This is a genomic window from Legionella clemsonensis, assembly GCF_002240035.1.
Lineage (GTDB): Bacteria > Pseudomonadota > Gammaproteobacteria > Legionellales > Legionellaceae > Tatlockia > Tatlockia clemsonensis.
This window is the reverse complement of sequence record NZ_CP016397.1, coordinates 2,707,113-2,732,839: the sequence shown is the minus strand read 5'-3', so window position 1 is coordinate 2,732,839 and position 25,727 is coordinate 2,707,113. Positions and strand designations below refer to the sequence as shown.

Sequence of the window (25,727 nt, the reverse complement as noted above, 5' to 3'; positions counted from 1 at the left end):
AAGAGTCTCTTTTGTCGGATTAATTTATTCATCCATCCAGAAAAACGGGGTGCTTTTATACAAACTGACAATTAATAATCCCTTAATTTATTCATGTTATCCTTGGTATCAGTAAAATTACGTGGGATAACTTATGTGGTATTTGAACTTAATGTTGCCTCTGCTAGCTAAAGTTAAAGCAGCGGATAAACAGAAAGCTGAAGATTTTTTAAATAAATTTTTTAAAAGCATAAGAAAAGAGATTTATTTATCCGAAGAAATTCCCGTAGCATCCATACTTCATGTAATTGAAAACGCGTATACTACGTTTGAAAATGCAGAAGATAATTCTTTATCCCTGAGTGAATTTACTAATTTTATTTTTTTAAGAACCCTTCTTTACATCAAAGTTAGTGATGAGTATGCCATTTGGAATGCAGACTTCCTCCCCGTTTTTTCTCAAGTAGAATCCCATTTGGGTTGGCAAACACAAATTGACGAGCTAGAGCTAGATTTTGAGTCTGGCAAAAAAACCCTTAAAACAGAAAGTCGTTTTAATAATCAAGAGAAAGCACTTATTTATTTGCTTAATCAACAAGAAAGAGATCTACTGCAAACGCTAGATTATAACTTCGATCTCAATCTTTTCCATCTAGAAAGTATTTTTGTGAGGCATGGCTCTAAAGAAATTGTGCGAGCTTTTATCCAAGACTGCTTAACACTTCATAATCACGATGCAGAGGCATTTAATGCGATGGCAGGTTTCTTAACCCTGTCTAACTTTATCCAAAGAATGAAATATGCTGCTAACTTATATAATGATTTTGGTTACATTGACGAAAGCAGTACTCTGTCAATGCTGGCTAGCAGTATTGAATTGCAAGAGCATGCCTTACAAGCGGAGTTTAAAGCAGAAAAGCCTGATATAGAAAAAATAAATGGCTTAAAGCGAGAGATAAGCGCTGTCTTGCATGAACAGTTGGTCAAAATGACAACTGCTTTGAGCAATAACTTACAGGCAATGCGTATTTTTTATCATGCTTTTGCACCTCAAAATTTTCTTTTCTCAGCTTTAATGCAGAATGTAGAAACGCGAATTAAGAAAAGAGAAGCAACGTTTACAAAGGAAAAAATAGAGGCCACGTTTATGGCTGACATTGCTGAAAAATGCTTAGACTTAATGAAGGTTGAGTCGGAGATATGGGAAAATAGATTATCTAATAAAGACGCAAATAAGAATGAAAATGATCCTAACATTGCTTTTCAGCGAGGATTGATTAAAGCGCTGAAGATTATTTTGCTTGAAAAGAGTTCAATTGCGATAATGCGTCAATTTGTAAACTATTTTAAGGACGTACCACCTTTTGAACAATTAGTGGAACATATAAATCAAGAGCTCACTCATTTTGCAGCCAATCCAATGACCAAAGCGATTGAAAAAATAAGAGAATTTGCTGAACGGCAACATTCACCTCACCGGGAAAACCTTCTTACTTTTGTTGCCGAAAAGACCGCGAAATGGGAGAGCTTTTTTTATAAGAATGGGAATGAAAGAAATGCTCCTTTATATGAAGAGCCCTTGGCTGAGGCATTTTATGAGAAGTTGCTCACTGCGAACGCCTGGGATTTATTATCTAACTTTAGTAATTTTGTTCCATCTTTGTCTGAAGATGAGGAGACTCGATCTATTTTCGCAGCGGTGATAAACAGAAATAAAAGAAACCTGAAAATATTTACCGAGCATGAGGTAGTGACTGCAATTGATCAGATGGCAGATTTTGGAAACACAGCAACCAGTGCCAGGAAAAAAGAGGCTATAGAGAAGTTAGTACCACAATTGCGAGTTCAATGGCAGAAATTGTGTTTTGAATTGATAAAACCTGAACCTGATGACAGTAAGCTCCAAGCCATGAAGTCAGAGTTTGTAGATTTACTTCGTTCAGAAAATGAATTAATGAATCAGCATCGAGATCCCTTTTGGCAGATCGTTGCTAACTTCTTGTTGGCTTTGACAGGTATTGGCGCACTTGCTATTGCTGGAAAAACCCTTTATAGCGGGGTGAAGCATCAAAAACTATCCATAAATTCTTGCCTCTTTTTTGCGAAGACTGCTTCACAAAAGAATATTGAAAGTGTCGAAGAAAAGATTATCAGCGTAACTGCGTAAAAACAGTCACTTTTTATTATAAGAGAGCCGTCAAATCTTAAAGTATTGCCAAGATTTAATGAAGAGTTTCAAAAATGTCTTATTCGTGGCTTATAGCTCTTTAATTGTTCACAACAACACCAAAGGGAGCATAAAGCTCCTTACCATTAACTTTTACCTGAGCAAAGACCTTGATGTATCCAGCCTTTTCCGGTTGAATATGGAATTGCAACTCAGGCCCTCCACGATCCCTTTTGCTATCAGGCTCCTGACCCATGGGATGAATATGTACCACCGTTTTTAGATCCTGATTGAAACCTACAATATGAGCAAACGCTCCCATAATTGGTTCTAGGTTTTTCACCGGATTTCCTCTTTTATCGGTGATAATAATTTTTCCCATCGTTGGTTTCCCCACCTGTAGAGGAGCATCGAACGATAGTTTAAACTGATATCCGTGAATGGTGCTTTCACTAGCAGGTTGAGCAAGCATTTTTATTTTATCCTTTCCGGAGAGTAAATCAACCGTTACATACTCCTGGTGACCTGTTTTAACAGGTACCAAATCAGCCCATGCCCGATAAGTGGTATTTTGGTGTACAGGTTGCCACTGAAAGCTGTAGATACCGGGTTCTTTCGTTGGTGTTGGATGGACATGACTGTAGTCGGAAAGGGTACTGTCGATAATGAGTAAATGAATTTTTTGGGTATGAACTTCTTTAAGATCAGAAAGACTGAGGGGTTGATGTGTTTTGCTGTCAGTCAATTTAAAGAAAACTAATTTCCCATTACTTTTGTCCACTATTTTTTCAATGGTAAATTGCACCGTTGGGAGTGGTTGTGACATTGATTGCGAAGGCTGATGATATTGATGTCCCTGTAACTGAGTATGCGCGACTAAAGGCGAACAAGCCAAATTGATCAAAGAAAAAATCATCAGACCTTTCTTATTCAAGATAGAACTTAAATTTTTCACAACTTTTTTCTCCTACTCATTAAGAGTGATAGTTATTATTGCCGGTGTCGGGCACGTTTTTGTTCTAGATAATTATAGACAGTAGGCACGACGATCATATTTAAACAAGTTGATGTTAACAAGCCACCCAACAGTACCTGAGCTAAAGGACGCTCCAACTCTTTACCAACGGGTGAACCCCAAAGTAAGGGGATTAAACCTAGCGCGGTAGTGCTTGCAGTCATTAGTACCGGAATCAGCCTGTCCAAAGTACCTTCAAGAACAACGTCCTGAATCGATTTTCCTGCCGCGCGTAACTGATTATAGTGCGCAACGAGAATGATACCATTGCGTGCCGCAATACCAAATAGGGTAATAAAGCCAATCATGGCGGCAATGCTCATTTCTCCACTGGCAAAAAATAAAGAAAATATACCCCCAATTAAAGCCAAGGGTAAATTAAAAAGTACTAAAATAGCTTCTCTTAGTGTTCCAAACGCCTTATATAACAGTAGAAGCATCGCTACAATAGCCAGACTGCCTAAAAATAAGATAGTACGCGCCGCTTGTTGTTGGGTTTCAAACTGCCCTCCATATTGAATAAAGTAGCCAGAAGGCAGCTTGATCTGCTCTTTTATTCGCTGCTTCACTTCACGGATAACTGCTCCTAAGTCATTTCCTTGGACATTAAAAGCAATGACAACCATACGTTGGACATTTTCCCGATTAATTAAAAAAGGTTGCTCTTGCTCAGAGATTTCTGCAACAGCGCGTAAGGGAATTTTCTCTGTTTGTGGCGCATTACTTCCATGGACATCGATCAACATATCATGGACAGCCTTTACGCTTTGTCGACCGGATTCAGCCAAGCGTAAATACAAATCAAAACTTCGTTGTCCTTCAAGTACACTTGAAACCTGCACACCATTGAGTAACGTTTGAATATCTTCGGAAATTTGTCCAACATTAATCCCATAATAAGCAGCTTTCTCTCTATCGATCTTAATAATTAGCTGTGGAACATTAATTTGCTGCTCTTTGTTGATATCAACAATGCCTGGAATGTCTTTAATGAGTGCTGCTATGGATTCCGCAAGTTGATTAAGCAGAGCTAAATTATCTCCAAATACTTTAATGGCCACTTGGGCGCGTACACCAGAAAGCACTTCGTCCATACGATGAGTGATAAATTGTCCAACATTAAAGACAGCGCCGGGAATTTGGGCTAACTCTTGACGTATGCGCCTAAGTAATTCATCGGGTGGCATGCTTTTATCTTTATCAAATTCTAAATAGAGATCGAACTCACTGACGTTGGGGGGCAGCGCATCTTCATCCAGCTCACTTCTTCCTGCTCGTTGGGCGATGGAAATGACTTGAGGATACTTCAATAACCGTTTGCGAACCTGGGTGCCTAATCGCATGGATTCCTCCAGAGAGGTTCCAGGAAGTGTGGTCATTGCAATGATGAAATTTCCTTCATGAAACTCCGGTAAAAAAGCGGTACGAAAAAAGGGAAGTAGTAGTAATGACAGGAACAAGGCTACAAGTGCGGCTGTGATAACCAGCCAGAAATGATGGATAGACCACTGTAAAACGGGGTGAAAATGCGCTTTAAGCCAGGAAACAAAGCGTGTCTCCCTTTCTGCTTTATTCTGTGACAATTGTTGTGGGGTAGTGTTTTCTAAGGATAAACCTTTTTGAATGAGTTCGCTAAAAGCATAGTCGCTATCCTGTTTTTTTTCTTTAGGATTAACAAATAATAAATAGCAAAGAGCAGGTACTGTAGTGATGGAAACAACAAGGGATCCTATTACAGAAGCAATATAGGCAATGGCTAATGGGCTGAAGATTTTTTCACTCACACCGGATAAGAAAAAAATGGGAATAAAGACCAAACTGACAATGAGGGTGGCATAAATTACGGCGTTTCTTATTTCAACCACAGCAGCAAAAATAACCGATAAACTGGGTAGCGGGTGGGCAGACAAGCGATTTAAGCGCAAGCGTCGAATTACATTTTCTACGGTTACAATGCCATCATCGACTACTTCACCAATAGCAATGGCAATACCACCAAGAGTCATTGCATTAATACCAAAACCAAAAAAATATAAAATAAGAATGCCAAATACAAAGGAAACTGGCATGGAAAGAAAGGTAATGAAAGAAGCCCGCACGTTCATTAAAAAAATGAATAAAACCAGAATAACGATGAATGCACCCTCAAGAAGAGCAATACTTAAATTTTTAATGGCTGCTTCAATGAAGGTGGCTTGTCTAAAAACGTTGGTTTTTAGCTCAACACCAGGAGGAAGAGACGCCTTAATCTCAGCCAGCGCTTTTTCTACTTTATGGGTAGTGGTTAAGGTATTTGCCCCATAGGATTTGGAAATTGTCCCAATGACCGCATTTTTTAAATTAAGAGCAGCATCACCACGTTTAATTTCGCCACCAAATGTAACTGTTGCGACATTACCGATAGTAATGGGAATCCCTTTTCGGGTGGTAATAATTGTTTTCTGGATGTCTTCCAGTGTTTTTATTCTACCGATGGTACCTATAATTAACTCCCCCCCTGCTTTTTGCAGAAAGGCACCGGGGACGTTGCGATTTGATTGCTCTAACGCCTGGCGTACCTCTTCAATGCTAACACCATAAGCCAGCATGCGTGAGGAATCGAGTAAAACTTGGTATTGTTTGACTTCACCACCCAAAGACACCACGGAAGCCACACCTCCTAAAGCAAGTACCCGGGGGCGGATTATCCAGTCAGAGATCGTACGTAATTCTTCAGGCGATAAACTGTTACTGAGCAGTGCATATTTCAGCATCCAGCCAACGGCTGAAATAACCGGGAGCATAACAGGTGTTTTGCTTCCAGGGGGCAACTTGTCGACGACTTGCTGTATGCGCTCATTAATAAGTTGTCTGTCCCGATAAATATCAGTCTTATCATTAAAAATGACCACAATCGTGGATAAGCCTGCTGATGTGCGGGAACGGACAGAGGTGACACCAGGGGTACCATTAATAGCACTTTCTAGAGGATAGGTAATTAAAGCCTCGACATCTTGAGGTGCCATTCCTGGTGCTTCTGTTTGTACAACTACCTGGGGGGGGGCAAATTCGGGAAACACATCAACAGGCATCCTCTGCAAGGCATAGCCGCCAAGAATGCATAAAGCTAATGTCATGGCTAATATAAGAATCCGGTTAGCCAGTGACCAAGCGACAAGACGATTAAACATCTAATGATGATCCTCTGTTGATGGTGATGGTCCCCCTGTTAGCCAGAGCGTATAAAGTTGACGACTTCCCTGCACGACTATTTCATCGCCGACAGCAAGACCTTGAGTAATTTCAGTATAATTTTCATCACTCATTCCGGTTTTAACGACTACCCGTTGAAATTTATTGCCTTTTCGCGTAAAGACGAATTTTTCATCGTTAGCCTCTAAAATAGCTGCGTTTGGCACCGCTAGGGTTTCTTGGCTTTCTTGCAAAATTAAATTAACACGGGCAAACATGCCAGGTTTGAGTAAATTATCCTTGTTATCCACAATCACTTGTACATTCACGGTTCGGGTAATAGAGTCGAGATTAGGTTCTATTAAAATCACCTTGCCGAGAAAAGATTGTTTGGGATAACTTAAAACGCGAACAGAGGCTTCCTGTCCAAGTTTTACCTTGCCTAAGTCTTCTTCATAAACCTTGGCAATGACGAGAAGACGGTTGCGGTTACTAATATGAAATAAGACGGTATTAGGTTCGACGGCTTGCCCTAAGGTGACGTTACGGGCATCAATAATTCCTGACATAGGCGAATGAATGACTACACTGGGAGGGGGATCACCAATGAGACGGGATTGTATTTTTACCAATGCTTGCCCTGCTTTTACACGATCGCCTAAATTGGCGTATAAAGCAGAAACATGACCACTAATTCTGACGCTTACATCTGCCTGTTCATTTGGTAACAGCTGCACTTCCCCGTTTAAACCCAATATTTGCGATAAAGGGCGCTTTATTGTTTGCACAAGCTTTAAATCAATAATTTGTTCTTGCTCCTTCGTCAGAAAAACAGGGCCACGGGGCATGTTAGAAACTTCAATTTTTTCACCATGGGCAAAACCCGCACTACTGAAACAGAATACCAATAGAAATAAACCGAGACATCGAAAAAGCAAGTGTCGCCTAGGATATTTCGTGATGGATGAATACATTGATTGTCCTTTTTCCAGAGAAAGGGCTGCACAAGGAAATGCGATTATTGCCCAAGGCTGTGCAGAATTTCACAACGGCCCGTAAATATTTTTCAAGAACATTTAGCCGGTTGGTTTGTAACTCATTTTGCTGCCTTTGAATCTGTAAGACTTCGAGTAAGGAAATCTGGCCATTGCGATAAGCTTCTCTTGCCAGTTTAATATTGCGATTAATCAGTTTAAAGGTCTCGCCACTTTGTGATTGTAGCCAAGCGGTTTGCAGTGCTTTAACTTGACCATAATTACTGGCTACTTCATTTTGAATGGCAAATTTTAATGCTTTTAATTTTATGAGAGCCTGTGTTCCTTTCAATTTGGTTTCCATAATCCTCCCTTGATTGGTGTTGATTAGGGGAAGGGGGATAGCAAGATTTACATTTAAAGTACGATCAGGTTTTTGCAGGGGGGCACCTTCGACGGCAATTTTGTCCTGCTGTACAGCTAATCCAACCGTCCAATCTGCCCATCGTTCTATGCGGGCAAGTTGCTGATCAGCCTGAGAGCGAGCAAAATTTAACCAGGCGATCTGCATTTCTGAGCGTTGCTGCAAAGCATGTTGCTGTAATTCTTTCAGAGGAGGTAGATACACTGATTTGGGTAACGATTTTTCGAGGGATAAGGGAGTATGCCTGGCGCATCCCAACAGCAGATTAAGTTGCGCTTGCTGATTAATTCTTAAGCTTTCTAACGTTTGCTTCTCTTGTAAAAGTCGTTGATATTCAAGTTTCGCGGTATTTGCATCCAGTTCGGAAACTTCTGCAGCATAAAAACGTTTTTGACTTACCTGCATTAATTGTTGATTTATTTTTAACAGTTTATTTAACTGTTTCAAACGCTCATCAATAATAAAAAGGGCATAAAAATTTTCAGCCACTTGACCGCGAAGTTGCCGTTTTGCATTTCTAATTTCTGCCATAGCGATAGCAATATCGACACGAGCGACATTTTTTTGTTGATTAATTCGGCCAGAAACAGGGAAGGCTTGGATAAATCCAATACTGCGTGTATATTCGCCTTCATTGGTGAAAAAGCGATCATCACTATTGCTAATTTGCAAGCTCGGATTGGCCCATAAACCTGTTTGTTTTAAACGTGAGACTGCCAAGAGAACATTATAGCGTGCCGCTTTTAAATCTTTATTATTCGCTAGAGCAATTTTGGTAACTGATGCCAAATTCCACGTTGTGACAGCAAATCCAGACAAAGGCAGCATACTAAAAACAAGTAAGCAGGCTACTCTTTTACTGCTTTGCTTGTCGAGTTTCATAATTCAATCCATCGCAAGCGCAGTGCATTAACAATTACTGAGACAGAGCTTAATGACATCGCTGCGGCTGCAATCATTGGATTTAACAATATTCCTATAAAAGGATATAAAATGCCTGCAGCTACAGGGACACCTAAGATATTGTATATGAATGCAAAGAATAAATTTTGACGAATATTACGCATGGTTGCTTCAGAAAGGCGTCGCGCTTTAACGATACCATCCAAATCCCCATGAAGCAAAGTAACGCCTGCGCTTTCTATAGCAACGTCAGTACCTGTGCCCATAGCAATCCCTATATTTGCTTTAGCTAGAGCGGGTGCATCATTCACCCCATCGCCGGCCATGGCAACCACCTTATTTTTAGCTTGTAATTCAGCAACAATTTTACTTTTGTCAGCAGGCAAAACTTCAGCAACGACGTGATGAATTCCCAGTTTCGTAGCCACTGCTTCAGCTGTTTTCTTATTATCGCCCGTAAGCATTACTATTTCTATGCCTTCTTTTTGCAAGGTTGTAATGGCATTTTGCGCTGTTGATTTAACAGGATCTTCGATAACAAGGATTGCTGCAATTTCTTGTTTGACTGCCATATACATGACGGATGCACCGTTAGCACGCAATTCCTCTGCTTTTTCCTGGAAAAGAGAAATATCAGCCTGTTCTTCTTCCATTAGTAATGCATTACCTATAGCAATATTATGTCCCTTAACAGAACCTCGTACACCCTTGCCTGAAGGAGCATCAAAATGGGCTACAGATTCCAATGTCAATCCTTTTTCCTGTGCTGCTAGAACGATGGCGCGAGCAAGCGGATGTTCGCTGTTATTTTCCAACGATGCAGCCAGGGTTAAGGCGTCAGCTTCTGAGAGTTGGGTTGTAATAATTTGAGTTAATCGCGGATGCCCTTCCGTTAATGTACCTGTTTTGTCTACAATCAGTGTATTCACCTTTTCCAATTGCTCAAGGGATTGAGCATTTTTAATTAATACACCGTTTCCAGCCCCCTTACCAATTCCTACCATAATGGACATGGGTGTTGCTAATCCTAAAGCACAGGGACAAGCAATAATAAGTACGGAGACTGCTGCAATTAAGCCATAGCTGAATGCAGGCGAAGGACCAACAAGAAGCCAGATAACAAACGCCAGCAAGGCAATAAAAATCACAATAGGCACAAACCAGGAGGCGATTAAATCTGCTAAACGTTGAATGGGAGCACGGCTGCGCTGAGCCTCACTAACCATTTGCACAATGCGTTGTAACATGGTGTCACGTCCAACATGAGTAGCTTTCATAATAAAGCTGCCGGTTTGATTAATGGTACCACCAATAACTTGAGAACCTGCTTCCTTGCTAACAGGAATGGACTCTCCTGTGATCATTGATTCATCAATATTGCTGTATCCTTCGATAATTTCACCGTCAACTGGTATTTTCTCTCCCGGACGTACTCGTAAACGATCACCTACCGTTATAGCATCAAGACTGATTTGTTGTTCAAGGCTATCCTCATCAAGGCGGTGTGCGGTATCAGGCGCTAAATTTAATAAAGCTCGGATGGCCCCTCCTGTTTTTTCGCGTGCCTTAAGTTCCAATACTTGTCCTAATAATACCAGGGTGATAATGACGGCAGCGGCCTCGAAATATACGGCAACAATACCTTGTTCATTGCGGAAGGTGGCGGGAAATAATTGTGGAAACAAGGTGGCGATTAAGCTATAGCTCCAGGCAACCCCTGTACCGATGGCAATTAGGGTGAACATGTTTAAGTGTCCTGTTTTTATAGATTGCCAACCACGAACGAAAAAGGGCCAACCACACCATAAGACGACCGGCGTTGCCAAAACAAGTTGGATCCATACCGATAAGTTACCATGAATAACAGGCCGCAGGTGTTCGCCCATGGCGAGAACTACCACTGGCAAGGATAGAAATAACCCTACCCAAAATCGCCGCCGCATATCAATATATTCAGGGTTTTGCTCTTCCTGTAAGGAAACAGCTTCGGGTTCTAGCGCCATACCGCATAGAGGACAGTTACCTGGTTTTTCCTCACGAATTTCTGGATGCATGGGACAGGTGTAAGTAACTGGCCCATTTGTGATTGGCGTATTTTTTGTTGGTTCAGGGGAGGCCTTATGGCAACAGCTGTCTTTTTGCTCCTGATGATGGGAATGCGGTTTGTGATTCATGATGGTCTACTCGTATTTTTGCAATAAATTGATAATTTCTCGTAGCTGTTTAGCTTTTTTTTGCTCATCATTAAGCTGATAAGCTTTAGCCAGACAGTGTCCCAAATGTGTTTCGAGGATACTTAGTTCTATGGTTTTTAATGCATTTCTTGAGGCACGTACTTGCGTCAAAATGTCAACACAGTAGCGTTTATCTTGAATCATTCGTTTAATGCCCTCAAGTTGTCCAAGAACGCGGTTTATACGCGATAATTCTTTAGTATGGGCAGGATATTCTGACATAGGATTCTCCAATATACCTCTATAGGGTATATACCACCCGGGGTATAGGTCAAGTAAGCCATACTAAGCCCAAAGGGCTTTTTTTGGTTGTTTGCTGTGTTTTATATGCATCTTTGTGAAGAGGATTTAAACTTTAATTCGCGCGATTAGAGGCGTTTATCTGCATGATAAAGGGACAAACTCCTGGATTTATGAAATAATTTCCTTGAGTTTATAATCGCCGTACAAGGAAGCTATCATGATTTTAAAAACTTATGACATTGATAATATTGAGCACCTCCTTACTCCACTGGAGGCTTCTGGAATCACTTTGGATTCACCGGCGCTCGATATCTTTACTGATTTTCAAAAGACAGAACCTCTAGTGATTGATGATTCACTCGATGTAGTGACAGCAGAAGATTTAATGAAAAAGACACACGTTCGTTTGAAATTGGTGTTAAAAGACGACGAGTTTGTAGGTACATTGGCTTATGCCGATTTAATCGGGGAAAAAATGATGGCTCTTTCACATCATACGCCCCGCAATCAAATTCTAGTGAGCGATGTGATGACGCCGCGAAATCAATTGAAAGCGATTTCTTTTAATGATTTAAAGCGAGCAAAAATCAGAGATGTGGTAGAAACATTAAAAAATGAAGGTAAACAACATTTTCTGGTAATTGAGGAAGAGCGTTATATACGCGGCATTCTTTCGGCAAGTGATATCGCCCGACGCCTACATGTACCCATTGATATCAATGGTGTTTCTACTTTTATCGATATTTATAAAGCATTAAACCATGATAAATATTAGGGAACCTTTAGCGACGTCATCTTATAGGTGACGTGAACTAGAGATTCTTGTAGTCACAGGATAATACTTTTAATTTATTTGTATAAAATATTGCCAATATGTTTTAATTAAGTCATAATGACTATTTATAAGTTTTTATGGCTTTATTATGAAAATTAAGGTCAATTTCTTACCTTCTTTTACACCGACTGAAGAAACATTGAAAGAAGGTAATGTAGCCGCCCTTCTTACTGAGGCAACAGAAATTATTGAGACAACTGTCAGTGAAACCTCCACCATTATGGAAGAAGAATCTTATAATTTGGGTATTGTTATTGGACATGAAGATTTTTTTGAAAGCTCGCTTATCAAAAGTGGATGTGTTTCTCAAACAGAAGGATTTGCGTATTTTATCAATCACCTGTGTAGGTTGAGTGAGAAATTCCCTAACGTTCTGCTTATCCCAGGGAGTATTTATCTCTCAGTGAATAAGGTAGTTGAAGATGAGAAACCATATCGTCAAAATGGTTCTAAGGATTATGCTGCGGCTATTTATGTGCAAAATGTCGCCCCGGTCTTTTATCAAGGTCAGTTGATTCGGCTTATAAAAAAAGGGGAGTATTTGGAAGGGATTTTCCGTGATGAAGTTAGGGCGTCAAAATTAAAACGAGAATCAATAGTTACTGAAGAAAATTTTCTAGAAATACTCTCTTCAAGATGTGAGCGACTGGAAGTCAGTGCCTATGCTGAAGATGAATTAGAGTCTCTTGTTCCACAAGTAGTTATGTTTGGTAAAACACCCTTGCCAGGTGAGGGACATTTATTGCAACAATATAATTTGCTTCATAAAGACTTTTTTTCTCCGATATTCAAGATTAAGGGGATACGTTGCGGTTTGGAGATTTGTGCTGATCATCGAAGAGCACAAAAAGGTTTGGTTGCTCGTTTAAGCGGTTTGGATATTCACCTTTTAACCTCTTTTGGTCAAACCCCGATGTATGATGGCACGAATGGTAAAGGATTTTTTATTCGTGCCGATGCTGATAGCTCCACTATTTTTGATATGACGAAAGATGAAGGAATTCACTTGGAAGAGCCTCTTTTATTCTCAAACAAAACAGGAAGTCTGGGTAAAGATCAATCCTTTACAATGTTTGCTACTTCTGCAGTAGCTGTAACAGCAAGAAAACAGGTTTCACGCACACCCAATACAACGGCCTTCAACAAGAGTAGGTCTAATGATTAAAATGCCGGCAACCGGTAAATATCATGGCTATTCCCGCTGCATTGGCTGCAGCAATAACTTGTTTATCACGGATTGAGCCTCCAGGTTGGATAATCGCGGTGATACCGGCCTCAGCTGCCATCTCAATATTGTCTGAAAAAGGAATAAAGGCATCAGAAGCCAATACTGCACCTGTGGTGGTAAAACCTGCTTCTTTGGCTTGCCATAATGCAATGCGGGTGCTCATTATGCGACTGGTCTGTCCTGGTCCTATACCAATAGTCGCTGCATTTTTTGCGAGAACAATAGCATTGGATTTGACGTATTTGGCAGTTATCCAGGCAAACATTAAATCTTGTATTTCTTGTTGAGAAGGTTTTTTTTCACTAACAAGAGTTAAGTTATTATCATCGATGAGATAATCATCGTGCTCCTGAACAAGTAAACCTCCATTAATGGTACGCATGTCCAGTTTCGATTGACTTTGTCTTGACCACTCTCCTGTGATTAATACGCGCATGGCAGGTTTAGTGGCAAAAATAGCCTTTGCCTCCTCACTAATTGCAGGACCTATAATCACTTCAGCAAACTGTTTGGCGAGAATTGCTCTTGCAGTTTCTGCATCAATAGTGCGATTAAATGCAAGAATTCCGCCGTAACTTGAAATCGGATCAGCCTGATGAGCGCGCAAATAAGCATGGGCAGTTGTGTCACCAATGGCGACGCCGCAAGGATTACCATGTTTAACAATGACACAGGTCGCTGCATTAGGTGAAAATGCTCGAATGCAATTAAAAGCAGCATCGACATCGAGTAAATTATTATAAGAAAGTGGTTTTCCCTGAAGTGTTTTTGCTGTTGCTAAAGAACCTTGTGATGGGTTTTTATCGCGATAAAAAATTGCTTGTTGATGCGGGTTTTCACCATATCGTAAGTCATATTGCTTTTCAAATTGACAAGTTAATACGGCAGGAAAACCTGAGGGCTCTTTAACCTCATTAAGTGTACCTAAGTAATTAGCGATAGCAGCATCGTAGGCAGCAGTATGGGCAAATGCTTTCTTTGCCAGTAAAAAACCCCAATGTTGAGGAATTTTTTGAGCGTGCAGATAGGTTTCCACTTTTTCATAATCATCAGGAGTAATAATTACCAAAACATGCGTATGATTTTTGGCTGCAGCACGAATCATTGCAGGGCCACCAATGTCGATATTTTCAATTGCTTTTTGAAAATCACAATCAGGGTCGCTAATGGTTTGCTCAAAAGGATACAAGTTAATAATTAATAGATCAAAACGTTGTATGCCATACTCATGTAATGTCATTTCATCGTCTCGACCTCGTGCAAGTAAACCTGCATGAATTGCTGGATGCAAGGTTTTAACCCGACCGTTGAGCATCTCTGGAAATTTAGTGCAGGTACTGACCTCTGTAACAGGTAAATGGTGTTCCTGTAGCATGGCGGCGGTATTGCCGGTAGCAACCAGTTCCACTCCTTTTTCATGAAGAGTTTTTGCTAGTTTAACAAGGCCTCGTTTATCAGATACGCTTAGCAAAGCACGCTTGGGGTAAAAGGGCACAAATTCTTGATCGCTCATGATAATGAAGTTCACCTAAATAATTATTTAACGGCGGGTAAAAATTAATAAAGACCAACCATCCATCTGTTGTGAGCTACAATGTTTAAAGTCAGCCTTGTAGGCTTCAATTAATGATGCAGCTTGTTCTTGCAAAATTCCAGAAATGATTAACATGCCCTCTTTTTTAAGCAAGGCTTTAAACTTATTTTGTAAATTCATGAGAGGACCTAGCAAAATATTAGCGATGACTATATCCACACTCACATTCAGACTTTCAGGAAAAAGGACATGCAGTTGTGCTGGGTCATCAATATTGGTTACTGCATTATTGAGAGTTGCCTGTAAAGCCTGTTCATCAATATCTACCGCATACGCTTTGGCTGCTCCCAGTTTGAGTGCGGCAAGGGCAAGAATCCCCGAGCCACAACCATAATCAATAATGGTTTTACCTTGAAGTGGAGCTTGATCAAGCCAGGTTAGACAAAGTGCTGTGGTTGGATGTGTTCCCGTACCAAAAGCCAAACCAGGGTCAAGAATTAAATTTATAGCCCGAGGCTCAGGAGGCTCTATCCAGGAAGGACAAATCCATAAATTTTGGCCAAAACGCTGTGGCTTAAAATCCTTCATCCATGCTCTTTCCCAATCTTGATCAGGCAGCTGGTGCACAGAAAAATTTAAATGCTGATATTGCGCCATGAGGCTATTCATAGCATGTTGTGCATCCCTTTCTTCCGCATAGAGCGCATTAACGATTACATCAGGCCACAAGGGTGTGGTTCCTGGCTCAGGTTCCAGGACAGGCACATCATTTTTATCTGTCAAGGTGATGGATAAAGCGCCTGTTTCCTCAAGCGCTTCACTTAATTGCTCAACTTCGTCACGGTGGCACTGATCAATTTTTAGTTCATACCACACTGACTTGTTCCTTCAACATCTTTTCGAGATAATGAATATTGGTTCCACCTTGCATAAATGCTTTATCTTTTAAGATACGCTGGTGCAATTCAATGTTTGTTTTAATACCGTCGATGATAATTTCATCCAGCGCATTGCGCATTCTTGCAAATGCTTCTGCACGAGTTTCTCCATAGGCAATTAATTTACCAATCATCGAGTCGTAGTTGGGCGGCACGGTATAACTACTATAAATATGCGAATCGAAGCGAATGCCGGGACCACCGGGAGAATGTAATAAACGTATCGTACCTGGTGACGGCATAAAGGTTTTGGAGTCTTCGGCATTGATACGACATTCAATAGCATGTCCGCGGAATTTTATCTCTTCTTGCTTTAGAGTAAAAGGCATGTCACTGGCAATTTTAATTTGCTCTTTTACCAGATCAATTCCTGTAATCATTTCGGTGACGGGATGTTCTACTTGAATACGGGTATTCATTTCAATAAAATAGAAACATCCATCTTGATATAAAAATTCAAACGTACCCGCACCACGATACTTTAACTCTCGACAGGCCTTGATTACCGACTCGCCAATTTTGGCTCGTAATTCCGGACTGATGCCGGGGGCAGGTGCTTCTTCAATGACTTTTTGATGACGACGCTGCATTGAACAATCGCGCTCACCCAAATGAATGGCATTTCCTTTGCCATCACCCAATACTTGAAATTCGACATGGCGTGGATTTTCTAAAAATTTTTCCATATAGACCATGGAATTATTAAAAGCTGCTTTTGCCTCACTGCGAGTCAAGGCGATGGCATTAAGCAAATTCGATTCAGTGTGAACAACGCGCATGCCACGACCGCCACCACCACCAGCAGCTTTAATAATGACGGGATAACCAATTTTTCGACCTAACTCAAGATTACGATCATCATCTTCTGTTAAAGGGCCATCAGAACCAGGAACACAAGGGACTCCTGCTTTTTTCATGGCAGCAATTGCAGAAACCTTATCACCCATTAAGCGAATCGTGTCACCACGCGGGCCGATAAAGCGAAAGCCACTTTGCTCCACGATATCAGCAAAATCTGCGTTTTCGGATAAAAATCCATAACCAGGATGAATGGCGACCGCATCGGTAATTTCTGCTGCAGAAATAATGGCTGGAATGTTTAAATAACTTTTTTGCGAACTTGCAGGACCAATACATACGGTTTCATCAGCAAGACGAACATGTAGTAGATCTTTATCAACATCAGAATGTACAGCAACAGTTTGGATACCAAGTTCTTTACAAGCACGTAGAATACGAAGTGCGATTTCGCCACGATTGGCAATGACTATTTTACTGAGCATCAAATTACTCTCTTATTCTTCAATGACAAATAGGGGTTGATCATATTCAACGGGTTCACCATTAGCCACCAGAATATCAATGATCTTACCCGCACGATCGGCTTCAATTTCATTGAACATCTTCATCGCTTCAACAATACAAAGTGTGTCACCCACTTTAACAGTTTGGCCAATGGTGACAAAAGGTGCTGCATCAGGAGAAGGAGAAGTGTACATCGTACCTACCATGGGAGAGCGTATTTTATGACCTTTAGACGCTGGTGCTGCCGCTTTGCTTTCATTAGCAGCAACAGCTGGAGCAGGTGTCGCAGCGCTCTGTGCTACAGCTTGTTGAGGAGGCGGCGAAACATAGCGAATCTGTGAGGGCTGCTCCATGGAATAGCCATGACGACTTAGCCGAACAGATTCTTCTCCTTCTTTAATTTCAATTTCAGAAATACCGGTTTCCTCTAATAATTCAATTAATTTTTTAATCTTGCGAATATCCATTGATAACTCTCTATTAGTTTAATTCATTGATAATAGCTTGTAGAGCCAGGGAATAGCCCTTAACTCCCAATCCACTGATAACACCTGTGGCGATATCGGAAAAATAGGAATGCTGGCGAAAAGATTCGCGCGCATAAATGTTACTAAGATGTACCTCAATAAAAGGAAGCTTGACTGCCAGTAGGGCGTCGCGCAATGCAATGCTGGTATGAGTGAAAGCAGCAGGGTTTATAATGAGATAATCCAATCCTTTGTCCGCAGCCTCATGAATAATAGTAATCAGCTCCGCTTCGCTGTTGCTTTGATGGCTGCTAAGTACTAATCCGGCCGCCTTGGCTTCTTCTGCTAAGCCATGATTTAACTCCTTCAGTGTCACGGAACCATAGATATCGGGCTCACGCAAACCGAGACGATTCAAATTAGGACCATGCAGGACAAGTATCTTCTTCATTATAAGGTTATTTGCCAAAATTGAAGAAATTCTGCCTGAACTTTACATTAATGTCCAGATATCCGAGGATCTCGGCATGATACTGGCATAATATCGGGATTTTTACCAAACTTGTATTATTAAAAATTACTTCTGGTAAGAAGCGTTTTCTGAAATTAAAATCCAAATCCATAGGCGTTATCCTTGCTAAAAAATATAAATTAAGTTCAGGAGGGGAGATAGGTAAAAATGCGATTGGATTGGAGAGGAAGTAATTGACAGACTGTAAACACCGGTATGAAGATTTGATTACCATTTTTAATGATTGCTTTGCAATGAAGTACAATACGAGATTAGTCAAAGGCGGTGACGAACCACTTTATCTTCCAGCTGATGACGCCACACCCTATCATGCTATTTTTTTTGCGCATGGCTTTTTTAGCAGTGCCCTTCACGAATGTGCCCATTGGTTAATTGCAGGAAAAAAGCGGCGTGAACTCATTGATTACGGGTATTGGTACGAGCCTGATGGTCGTACTGCTGAGCAGCAACAAATTTTCCAACGTGTTGAAGCAAAGCCACAAGCGCTGGAGTGGATTTTATCGGTTGCTGCTGGTTATCGATTCAGGATGAGTATTGATAATTTAAATGGACCTGCTCTGGGTGTTGAAGAATTTAAGCTGGCCATTTATCGACAAGTTACTGTGTATTGTGAGACCGGTCTGACACCAAGAGCGGCGCTGTTAAGAAAAGCACTTTGTCACTTTTATAAAACGTCTGCGCAACTGGAGCTAAACCAATTTGAGCTCACAAGTCTTTAAGACTGTACTTCAACAAGGCTTTGCAATACCTTTAAGAAGAAATTTTTTTAACAATGGATTGGTTTATGTCAACTGTACACATAACTGATGTTACTCTGCGTGATGCTCATCAATGTTTGATAGCGACACGAATGCGCACTGAAGATATGCTGCCTGTCTGTCCTAAAATGGATAAAGTTGGTTTTTGGGCGATGGAAGTATGGGGTGGGGCGACCTTTGATGCTTGTTTGCGCTTTTTGAAGGAAGATCCATGGGCGCGTTTGCGCCTGTTACGAGAAGCACTGCCCAATACGCGTTTATCCATGTTATTGCGTGGTCAAAACCTCTTAGGGTATCGACATTATGCGGATGATGTAGTGCAAGCATTTGTTAAATTGGCTTCCAGAAATGGTATTGATGTTTTCCGGGTTTTTGACGCATTAAATGACGTTCGTAATCTGCGTGTAGCACTTGAAGCAGTAAAGGCTAACAAGAAACACGCGCAGGGCACAATTTGTTATACAACAAGCCCGGTTCATACGCTTGAAAGCTTTGTTGACTTAGGCAAAGCACTGGCTGAAATGGGTTGTGACAGTATTGCAATCAAGGACATGGCAGGCTTATTAACCCCCACGGCCACGGTGAATTTATATGAAGCATTGGCACAGGCAACACAATTGCCTATCCATCTTCATAGCCATGCCACCTCTGGTCTTGCCAGCATGTGTCATTATGAAGCTATTGTTGCAGGCTGCACGCATGTTGATACAGCCATCTCCTCCTTTTCAGGTGGCGCTTCTCACCCCGCGACAGAGTCTTTGGTAGCCGCTTTGGCGGGAACAGAATTTGATACGGGTCTGGATTTAAATCGATTACTGGATATCGGGGAGTATTTTAAAAAAATTCGCAAAAAATATCATCAGTTCGAAGGTGAGGCGCGTGAGATTGATCCTCGGGTGCAGGTTTATCAAGTTCCCGGAGGCATGATTTCGAATTTATACAGTCAACTAAAGGAACAGCAGGCACTTGATAAAATTAATGCGGTACATGCGGAAATTCCGCGGGTTCGGCGTGATTTGGGATACCCTCCTTTAGTGACTCCTACTTCACAAATTGTGGGCACCCAGGCGGTGATGAATGTTCTGACGGGCGAGCGCTATAAAACCATTACCAATGAAGTTAAATTGTATTGCCAGGGTAAATATGGCGCGGCTCCTGGGAAAATTAGCCCTGGTTTGCGTAAGAAAGCCATAGGACATACTGAGGCCATTGATGTAAGACCGGCAGATCTAATCCCTCATGAGTTAAACCGTCTACGTCAAGAAATTGGAGAGTTGGCCGAAAGTGATGAAGATGTTCTTTCTTATGCCATGTTCCCTGAAATTGGAAAGCAATTTCTAGAACAGCGTAAAAATAATTCACTGCAACCTGAACCACTCATTCCTGAGCCTGCAGCAAACACCAATGGAAATTTATCGGAGTTTGAAATTACGCTACATGGAGAAAGTTATCATGTGAAAATAGCGGGTTATGGAGAGCGTGAGCAAGGGCAACAGGCTTGTTTTTTGTGGGTAGATGGTGTACCTGAAGAAGTCATTCTTTTAGAGCAGAACGAAGCAGGGGAGGAGGAACAGTCGACTGCTAATGCAAGTAAGAAAAAAAATGGTCCAGGTGACATTACTGTGGCTATGCCAGGGTCTATTGTTAATATTACAGTCGAGGCCGGACAAAAAGTAAAAGCTAAAGAGACACTGCTTGTTCTTGAAGCCATGAAAATGGAAACAGAGATTCAAGCGCCCTTTGATGGTGTCGTGACGGCTATTTTTTGTGAAAAGGGGGATAAAGTGACGCCTGCGCAAGTATTGCTGCATTTGGAGAAGGAAAGCTAGACTTTATCGATTGACTGTCTCTACGTACTGCGGCTTTGTTCGCAGTATCCATGAGGATTACTTGACTTTGACTTCTGGATACCGCGAACGAGTCGCGGCAAGTAGGAGCGGGTTAAGTGACGTAGGAGACAGTTGAATTACGTAGGAAGAAGGTGAATAGGATTTATAAATCAAGGTCGGGTGCTAAATTTTAAAGCATTCGCTTAGGAGCGGTGTCCTGCCTTTAAAATCCTCTCGCGAATACCCTCCCAATTTTCACCAGCAGGAGGTAATTCAATAGCAATGGAGGTAGCTTTCGATTGATCGGCACATCGTAATTGGTAATACAACTCAAACGCACACTTATCGATTGAGTCAGGCATTTTGTAATATAAATGCGAAGGGTAATCTGTAAGATCGCTAAAGGTAATGGCGTAAACGGCTTGTTTTTCTTGCTGACAGAATTCTTTAAGTGCTTTTATGTTAGCAAAACAATAAAGCGGTTTTTCCGGTTGATAGTGACTTGCTAATTTGCCTGGTGCCCTGATAGTACTCTCTCCCTGCTGCAGTAAACGTTGCGGTAAAATTGCGGTAATTTCCTGTTCCGTAATGGTTCCATGACGCAAAATTTGATAGTAATCAGCATCTGTTGCTGCCAGAATAGTTGATTCTATACCTACTGGACATCGTCCTCCATCAAGAATTAATAATTGTTGCTCTTTAAAACTATCACGTACATGTTCTGCTGTGGTAGGGCTGATTTTGCCAAAAGGATTGGCAGATGGTGCTACAAGAGGGAAGTCGAGATCTTTCAATAGCGTGTGTGCCAGTGGGTGTTTTGGACAACGCAAAGCTATTGTGTCTTGTCCTCCTGTTATCAAAGGGTTAACTGCATTGCTGTTACTTTTAAGTACCAGGGTTAAAGGACCTGGCCAAAATTTGCTAATCAGTAACTGGGCATAATCGGGAATAAAGGAGACCCATCTTGATAAATCCCAATGCTGTGCCACATGCATAATTAAAGGATGGTTAAGAGGTCTTTGTTTCAGTGCATAAATTTTACGGATAGCTTTTTCATCTTCCGCGTTGCCGGCAAGCCCGTAGACAGTTTCTGTGGGAATCGCAACAATATCCCCTCGTTGTAAATAATTTTTGGCTAATTCAATATCAGTAGTAATGGTACTCATAATAATAATTTCAAGAAAGATAAGCTCAAATTATTGACTTAAAACTAATTGGAGGCAAACCTTTCCATTCGTTTGCCATCCAGCCGGAAAAAATGTTTAGAAAATTGAAGCAAAAAGTACAGCAATAACCCAATAAATTTAAATTTGATAATTTGAAAAAGGGAAAAACTATGATAGTTTGACCAATACCTGTTAAGATTGACCTTCGGATTTTAGTAGGCCCAACCTCAGAAATGCTTACTCTAAAATTCGGAAATCAGCTCAACGGGATTTGTTGTAGGAATAGCTGTTACCAGGTTTCTTAACATTCTGTTTAAGTTAGGTGAACGTGGAGAGTGTTATCCAACAAGGCACTCCCGGATGAGATTGCCTCAGATATTTAAGGAGTAGATTAATGCATACAAATTTTTATTTATCGCCAATAGTAGCCAGTTTGGCATTGACAATGGCTTCCTCTGTTAAAGCAGCAGAACCAGTTTCCTTGCAAACAGAATCGTTTAAACAACTACAGCAGCAATTCCATATTGCTCTGCCAGGTGTTAGTCACCAAGCTTCCGCACTTACTATTAATAATTTACAGTTTCTCAAACAACATACCGATAAAAACCACATCACCCACATCCGCTTGCAGCAAGAATATGCAGGTTTTCCAGTGATTGGTGGTTATGCCATTGTTCACAGCAGCAGCTCGGTGAAGAGTCTGTCTCAAACGCAAAAAGATGTCAGCATGAATGGAAAAATTTATCGAGGTTTGCAGGAAGAGCTAGGTCAGCCCTCTGCAGATTTTGTGAAAAATGGTCAAGTGGCTTTAGAAAAATTTAAAACACCTTACCAAGACAAAGAGGTCAGTGCTGAAAAAGTGATGCCTGTGGTGTACATTGATGACAACAATCAAGCACATTGGGCTTATAAAGTCAGTATTTTTGTTCGTCACACGGATAAAATTCCTGAAAGACCTACTGCTATTGTTGATGCCGTCTCCCATAAGCCCTTCATTCAGTGGAATGATATTAAAACAGCTCGTCGAGTTCCCGCTAAAGGAATGGGATTTGGTGGTAATGAGAAAGTAGGCATGGTCTCTTATGGCAATGAATTTCCCTTACTGGATATTACCCGAGAGAGAGTAGGTAGTACGTGTTACATGGAAAATGAGGATGTCAAAGTGGTTGATATGGAACATGAGTATTATTCCGATAACAAGCCTATGCGCTTTAGATGTAAAAAGTCGGTAGATAATACCTTGACTTTCTGGACTGGCCGTGACGGCGATGGATATGACAGAGATAATGGAGCCTATTCTCCTACGAATGATGCACTTTATGCAGGCTATGTGATTAAGCATATGTATCATGATTGGTATGGTGTACCCGCCTTAACGAAAGCTGATGGATCTCCAATGCAGTTAGTCATGCGTGTTCACTATGGTGATGGTTATGAAAATGCATACTGGGATGGCGAGCAAATGACCTTTGGTGATGGTGAGAGCATGATGTATCCTTTGGTATCACTCGGTGTTGGCGGTCATGAAATTAGTCATGGTTTTACCGAGCAGCATTCAAATCTGGAGTATTATGGTCAATCTGGCGGTATGAATGAAGCATTTTCTGATATGGCTGCTCAAGCTGCTGAGTTCTATTCCATCGGTAAAAGCAGCTGGCAAATTGGTGCCGAAATTATGAAAGAAGACAGTGGATGGGAAGCCTTGCGCTATATGGATAAACCAAGCCGCGATGGGACATCCATTGATAGCGCGGATGAGTATCGTAGTGGTTTAGATGTTCACTATTCCAGTGGGGTGTATAATCATTTATTTTATATTTTGGCCAATAAACCAGGCTGGGATACCCGCAAAGCGTTTGATGTGATGGTGAAGGCTAATATGGACTACTGGACGCCGTATTCAACCTTTGATGAAGGTGGATGTGGTGTACTTTCTGCTGCCAGAGATTTCAATTATCCATTGGAAGATGTAAAAGCATCGCTTGATGAAGTTGCGGTTAAATACGATTTTTGTCGTTTAAATCCTGTTGGATAAAAAGCACGCCACATCGACTTTATCGCGATGTATAGCAGGCTAGGTTGATATTGACTAGCCTGCTTTTATAGTCAGAATAGACTTATTTAACCTCATAAAACTCCTGTAGACATTTAGCGACGGCCTCAGGATACTCCATATGTACATGGTGACCTCCAGGCAAACAATGCACTTTCAAATTAGTCACGGCGTTAGTACGTGTTTCCATGTCATAGTCATTAAAAACAGAGCTGTCTTGCCCCCAAATTAAACACGTTTTGGCCGTAATGTTGCGTAAACAAGATAAAATTTGTTTTTCTGTCATCCGTAAAGGCGTAGGTGTCAAGAGACGTCTATCGTGACGCCAATAAATAGCACCCTGTTCTTCTCGTGTACCTCTTGTGCACAGAATTTGTGCGTGTTCGAATGACAAATAGCCTCGTTTGGCACGCGCTTGCGCGGCTAATCTCAGCGAAGGGTATGGTTTAGCTTCTTTTTCTTTGCCAAAGGTATAGTTTAAATATTGCGCTAATTGATCGCAACAAGTCTCTTCGGGTTTTGAAAAAGGCCCTAAACCTTCTATCAGGACTAATGATAAAATTTTTTCAGGAGCAACACCTGCGATAAGACTTGCAAGGCAAGCCCCCATAGAGTGACCTAAAAGATGGACTTGTTGTAATTGCAATGCCTTTATAATTGCCAGGGTGGTGAAAATGCCGTCACTAAAATGATAGTAGCAGCCTTCTGGTAAATGAGATGAATGGCCATGACCAGGTAAATCAATTGCCAACAAATAGAAATAGTTTTCCAGGTAAGGTGCTAATAAGTTAAATGAATTAGCATTATCCAGCCAGCCATGGAGAGCGAGCATGGGTGGTAAATCAGGGTTGCCAAAAGCTTTACCACCGATGGTAAATCCGGGAATTTCAACTGTAAATGTATTCATAAATAAGCCTCGAGGCTTTTTTCATTATAATATTGTATATGTTACATTAAATAAGGGAGAAGTTTAGTCTAACTTAAAGCTGGTATAGGCTTTAAATAGTGATTATTCTAAAAGAATTATGCAACCAAAAAAACGCAGCTTGTCCTTAATCACTTACAATATCCATAAGGGCTTCAGCTTGGGTAAAGTTCGCTTTCTCTTGCCAAAAATGCGAGAAGCATTATCAGGGCTCAATCCTGATTTTGTCTTTTTACAGGAAGTGCAGGGAGAACATCGACGTCGTGAGAAACGCATTGACGCTTGGCCTGATTTGCCGCAATTTGAATACATTGCCGAAAAAATATGGCCTCATTATCTTTACGCAAAAAATGCTATTTATCATTCAGGACATCATGGCAATGCTATTTTAAGTAAGTTTGCTTTCGAAGAATTTGAAAACATTAACTTATCCTCTATCAATCGTGCCTCTCGCAGTATTCTTCACGGGCAAATAAAAATTGCGGAAGATTCTCCTACTATTCATTTACTCTGCGTACATCTTGGCTTATTTAAAGCCGAGCGGAAATCCCAATGTAAGGCATTAATGGCGCGCATTAAGAGTGTAGTTCCAGAAAATGAGCCTTTGCTGATGGCGGGTGATTTCAATGACTGGCGCCATCATTTATCGAAGCCTTTGGAAGAGAATTTAGGGATTCATGAGGCTTTTTATCGTCTTGAAGGACAGCATGCGCGTTCTTTTCCTGCAATAAAACCTGCTTTTTGTGTGGATAGAATTTATTTCAGAGGTATGGAAGTTGCCGATGTTCAATGTTTAAGTGGAAAACCCTGGCGTTTACTCTCCGATCACGTCCCACTTTTGGCGCATTTTGAATTTTAAGGCGGTGCCGATAAACTGCTCTGCTATGGCGCGTAACCTCCAGGTAACTGGTATTATTGTAAATTCCATTTTGCTCATCCTGCCAATATTGGGCGACTTACCGCCCGCAGCTTGGCCGTGGAGTCTAGGATTTTTATAGACTGCCTACGGTACCGCGCGGTGGGCTGAGGAGAGATGTGTATAAGATT

At 41.1% G+C, this 25,727-nt stretch carries 20 protein-coding genes; 7 read left to right on the top strand and 13 right to left on the bottom strand.

Annotated features, from left to right (window positions below; genetic code table 11):
- Window positions 1-133: 133 nt before the first annotated feature.
- Window positions 134-2,146: a hypothetical protein gene (locus clem_RS12005; protein WP_094091778.1), complete on the top strand. Its 2,013-nt coding sequence runs from the start codon at window positions 134-136 to the stop codon at window positions 2,144-2,146.
- Between the two features lie 100 nt (window positions 2,147-2,246).
- On the opposite strand, the gene clem_RS12000 is transcribed toward clem_RS12005, so the two are convergent.
- The 6 genes from clem_RS12000 to clem_RS11975 are packed head-to-tail and all read right to left on the bottom strand — an operon-like array spanning window position 2,247 to window position 11,089.
- Window positions 2,247-3,101 carry a hypothetical protein gene (locus clem_RS12000; protein WP_232505472.1) on the bottom strand — a complete coding sequence of 285 codons (855 nt, stop codon included), beginning with the start codon at window positions 3,099-3,101 and terminating at the stop codon, window positions 2,247-2,249.
- 35 nt (window positions 3,102-3,136) lie between these two features.
- Entirely contained in the window at window positions 3,137-6,331 is a 3,195-nt protein-coding gene (locus tag clem_RS11995) for an efflux RND transporter permease subunit (RefSeq protein ID WP_094091777.1), read from the bottom strand.
- On the bottom strand, window positions 6,332-7,306 hold the full coding sequence (locus clem_RS11990) for an efflux RND transporter periplasmic adaptor subunit (RefSeq protein WP_094091776.1): 975 nt from the start codon (window positions 7,304-7,306) through the stop codon (window positions 6,332-6,334).
- Entirely contained in the window at window positions 7,278-8,612 is a 1,335-nt protein-coding gene (locus clem_RS11985) for a TolC family protein (protein WP_232505471.1), read from the bottom strand. The genes clem_RS11990 and clem_RS11985 overlap by 29 nt, the downstream gene beginning before the upstream one ends.
- A complete protein-coding gene (locus tag clem_RS11980) occupies window positions 8,609-10,807 on the bottom strand; it encodes a copper-transporting P-type ATPase (RefSeq protein ID WP_094091775.1) in 2,199 nt (732 codons plus the stop codon). Before clem_RS11980 ends, clem_RS11985 begins: the two co-directional genes overlap by 4 nt.
- 6 nt (window positions 10,808-10,813) lie before the next feature.
- Window positions 10,814-11,089, bottom strand: a complete 276-nt coding sequence (locus clem_RS11975) for a metal-sensitive transcriptional regulator (RefSeq protein ID WP_094091774.1) — start codon at window positions 11,087-11,089, stop codon at window positions 10,814-10,816.
- A gap of 238 nt (window positions 11,090-11,327) precedes the next feature.
- On the opposite strand from clem_RS11975, the gene clem_RS11970 reads away from it, so the two are divergent.
- Together clem_RS11970 and clem_RS11965 are read left to right on the top strand one after the other, a co-directional pair.
- The gene (locus tag clem_RS11970) at window positions 11,328-11,885 is read left to right on the top strand and encodes a CBS domain-containing protein (protein ID WP_094091773.1); all 558 of its coding nucleotides are present in this window, start codon (window positions 11,328-11,330) and stop codon (window positions 11,883-11,885) included.
- A 199-nt stretch (window positions 11,886-12,084) separates the two neighbouring features.
- Complete coding sequence (locus clem_RS11965; protein WP_157698241.1) at window positions 12,085-13,110, top strand: hypothetical protein; 1,026 nt, start codon at window positions 12,085-12,087, stop codon at window positions 13,108-13,110.
- Here the strand turns inward: clem_RS11965 and purH are convergent.
- The 5 genes from purH to aroQ are packed head-to-tail and all read right to left on the bottom strand — an operon-like array spanning window position 13,100 to window position 17,868.
- Window positions 13,100-14,689 carry a bifunctional phosphoribosylaminoimidazolecarboxamide formyltransferase/IMP cyclohydrolase gene (purH, locus tag clem_RS11960; protein WP_408606897.1) on the bottom strand — a complete coding sequence of 530 codons (1,590 nt, stop codon included), beginning with the start codon at window positions 14,687-14,689 and terminating at the stop codon, window positions 13,100-13,102. The two genes, clem_RS11965 and purH, sit on opposite strands and share 11 nt — an antisense overlap.
- Window positions 14,690-14,713: 24 nt before the next feature.
- Window positions 14,714-15,583 carry a 50S ribosomal protein L11 methyltransferase gene (gene prmA, locus clem_RS11955; protein ID WP_094091770.1) on the bottom strand — a complete coding sequence of 290 codons (870 nt, stop codon included), beginning with the start codon at window positions 15,581-15,583 and terminating at the stop codon, window positions 14,714-14,716.
- Entirely contained in the window at window positions 15,573-16,928 is a 1,356-nt protein-coding gene (accC, locus tag clem_RS11950; RefSeq protein ID WP_094091769.1) for an acetyl-CoA carboxylase biotin carboxylase subunit, read from the bottom strand. Before accC ends, prmA begins: the two co-directional genes overlap by 11 nt.
- A gap of 12 nt (window positions 16,929-16,940) precedes the next feature.
- The gene (gene accB / locus clem_RS11945; protein ID WP_094091768.1) at window positions 16,941-17,417 is read right to left on the bottom strand and encodes an acetyl-CoA carboxylase biotin carboxyl carrier protein; all 477 of its coding nucleotides are present in this window, start codon (window positions 17,415-17,417) and stop codon (window positions 16,941-16,943) included.
- Between the two features lie 13 nt (window positions 17,418-17,430).
- Window positions 17,431-17,868: a type II 3-dehydroquinate dehydratase gene (gene aroQ / locus clem_RS11940; RefSeq protein WP_094091767.1), complete on the bottom strand. Its 438-nt coding sequence runs from the start codon at window positions 17,866-17,868 to the stop codon at window positions 17,431-17,433.
- Window positions 17,869-18,182: 314 nt separating this feature from the next.
- On the opposite strand from aroQ, the gene clem_RS11935 reads away from it, so the two are divergent.
- Both clem_RS11935 and oadA read left to right on the top strand, forming a co-directional pair.
- Complete coding sequence (locus tag clem_RS11935) at window positions 18,183-18,668, top strand: elongation factor P hydroxylase (RefSeq protein ID WP_232505623.1); 486 nt, start codon at window positions 18,183-18,185, stop codon at window positions 18,666-18,668.
- A 65-nt stretch (window positions 18,669-18,733) separates the two neighbouring features.
- The gene (oadA, locus tag clem_RS11930) at window positions 18,734-20,536 is read left to right on the top strand and encodes a sodium-extruding oxaloacetate decarboxylase subunit alpha (protein WP_094091765.1); all 1,803 of its coding nucleotides are present in this window, start codon (window positions 18,734-18,736) and stop codon (window positions 20,534-20,536) included.
- 203 nt (window positions 20,537-20,739) lie between these two features.
- Here the strand turns inward: oadA and clem_RS11925 are convergent, their stop codons facing one another.
- Window positions 20,740-21,702, bottom strand: a complete 963-nt coding sequence (locus clem_RS11925) for an L-threonylcarbamoyladenylate synthase (RefSeq protein WP_094091764.1) — start codon at window positions 21,700-21,702, stop codon at window positions 20,740-20,742.
- 394 nt (window positions 21,703-22,096) lie between these two features.
- On the opposite strand from clem_RS11925, the gene proA reads away from it, so the two are divergent.
- Window positions 22,097-23,737, top strand: coding sequence for a zinc metalloprotease ProA (proA, locus tag clem_RS11920; protein ID WP_094091763.1), 1,641 nt, complete (start codon window positions 22,097-22,099; stop codon window positions 23,735-23,737).
- Window positions 23,738-23,819: 82 nt separating this feature from the next.
- Here proA and clem_RS11915 read toward each other — a convergent pair whose 3' ends face one another.
- On the bottom strand, window positions 23,820-24,662 hold the full coding sequence (locus clem_RS11915) for an alpha/beta fold hydrolase (protein ID WP_094091762.1): 843 nt from the start codon (window positions 24,660-24,662) through the stop codon (window positions 23,820-23,822).
- Between the two features lie 118 nt (window positions 24,663-24,780).
- Between clem_RS11915 and clem_RS11910 the strand changes: the two genes are divergently transcribed.
- On the top strand, window positions 24,781-25,539 hold the full coding sequence (locus clem_RS11910; RefSeq protein WP_094091761.1) for an endonuclease/exonuclease/phosphatase family protein: 759 nt from the start codon (window positions 24,781-24,783) through the stop codon (window positions 25,537-25,539).
- Window positions 25,540-25,727: the final 188 nt, after the last annotated feature.

What these genes read in the sequence shown, in the direction of transcription:
- clem_RS12005 (WP_094091778.1), top strand. Translation starts at nt 134, where the DNA reads ATGTGGTATTTGAACTTAATGTTGCCTCTGCTAGCTAAAGTTAAAGCA.
- clem_RS11995 (WP_094091777.1), bottom strand. Translation starts at nt 6,331, where the DNA reads ATGTTTAATCGTCTTGTCGCTTGGTCACTGGCTAACCGGATTCTTATA.
- clem_RS11990 (WP_094091776.1), bottom strand. Translation starts at nt 7,306, where the DNA reads ATGTATTCATCCATCACGAAATATCCTAGGCGACACTTGCTTTTTCGA.
- clem_RS11985 (WP_232505471.1), bottom strand. Translation starts at nt 8,612, where the DNA reads ATGAAACTCGACAAGCAAAGCAGTAAAAGAGTAGCCTGCTTACTTGTT.
- clem_RS11980 (WP_094091775.1), bottom strand. Translation starts at nt 10,807, where the DNA reads ATGAATCACAAACCGCATTCCCATCATCAGGAGCAAAAAGACAGCTGT.
- clem_RS11975 (WP_094091774.1), bottom strand. Translation starts at nt 11,089, where the DNA reads ATGTCAGAATATCCTGCCCATACTAAAGAATTATCGCGTATAAACCGC.
- clem_RS11970 (WP_094091773.1), top strand. Translation starts at nt 11,328, where the DNA reads ATGATTTTAAAAACTTATGACATTGATAATATTGAGCACCTCCTTACT.
- accC (WP_094091769.1), bottom strand. Translation starts at nt 16,928, where the DNA reads ATGCTCAGTAAAATAGTCATTGCCAATCGTGGCGAAATCGCACTTCGT.
- accB (WP_094091768.1), bottom strand. Translation starts at nt 17,417, where the DNA reads ATGGATATTCGCAAGATTAAAAAATTAATTGAATTATTAGAGGAAACC.
- aroQ (WP_094091767.1), bottom strand. Translation starts at nt 17,868, where the DNA reads ATGAAGAAGATACTTGTCCTGCATGGTCCTAATTTGAATCGTCTCGGT.
- clem_RS11935 (WP_232505623.1), top strand. Translation starts at nt 18,183, where the DNA reads ATGAAGTACAATACGAGATTAGTCAAAGGCGGTGACGAACCACTTTAT.
- oadA (WP_094091765.1), top strand. Translation starts at nt 18,734, where the DNA reads ATGTCAACTGTACACATAACTGATGTTACTCTGCGTGATGCTCATCAA.
- clem_RS11925 (WP_094091764.1), bottom strand. Translation starts at nt 21,702, where the DNA reads ATGAGTACCATTACTACTGATATTGAATTAGCCAAAAATTATTTACAA.
- proA (WP_094091763.1), top strand. Translation starts at nt 22,097, where the DNA reads ATGCATACAAATTTTTATTTATCGCCAATAGTAGCCAGTTTGGCATTG.
- clem_RS11915 (WP_094091762.1), bottom strand. Translation starts at nt 24,662, where the DNA reads ATGAATACATTTACAGTTGAAATTCCCGGATTTACCATCGGTGGTAAA.
- clem_RS11910 (WP_094091761.1), top strand. Translation starts at nt 24,781, where the DNA reads ATGCAACCAAAAAAACGCAGCTTGTCCTTAATCACTTACAATATCCAT.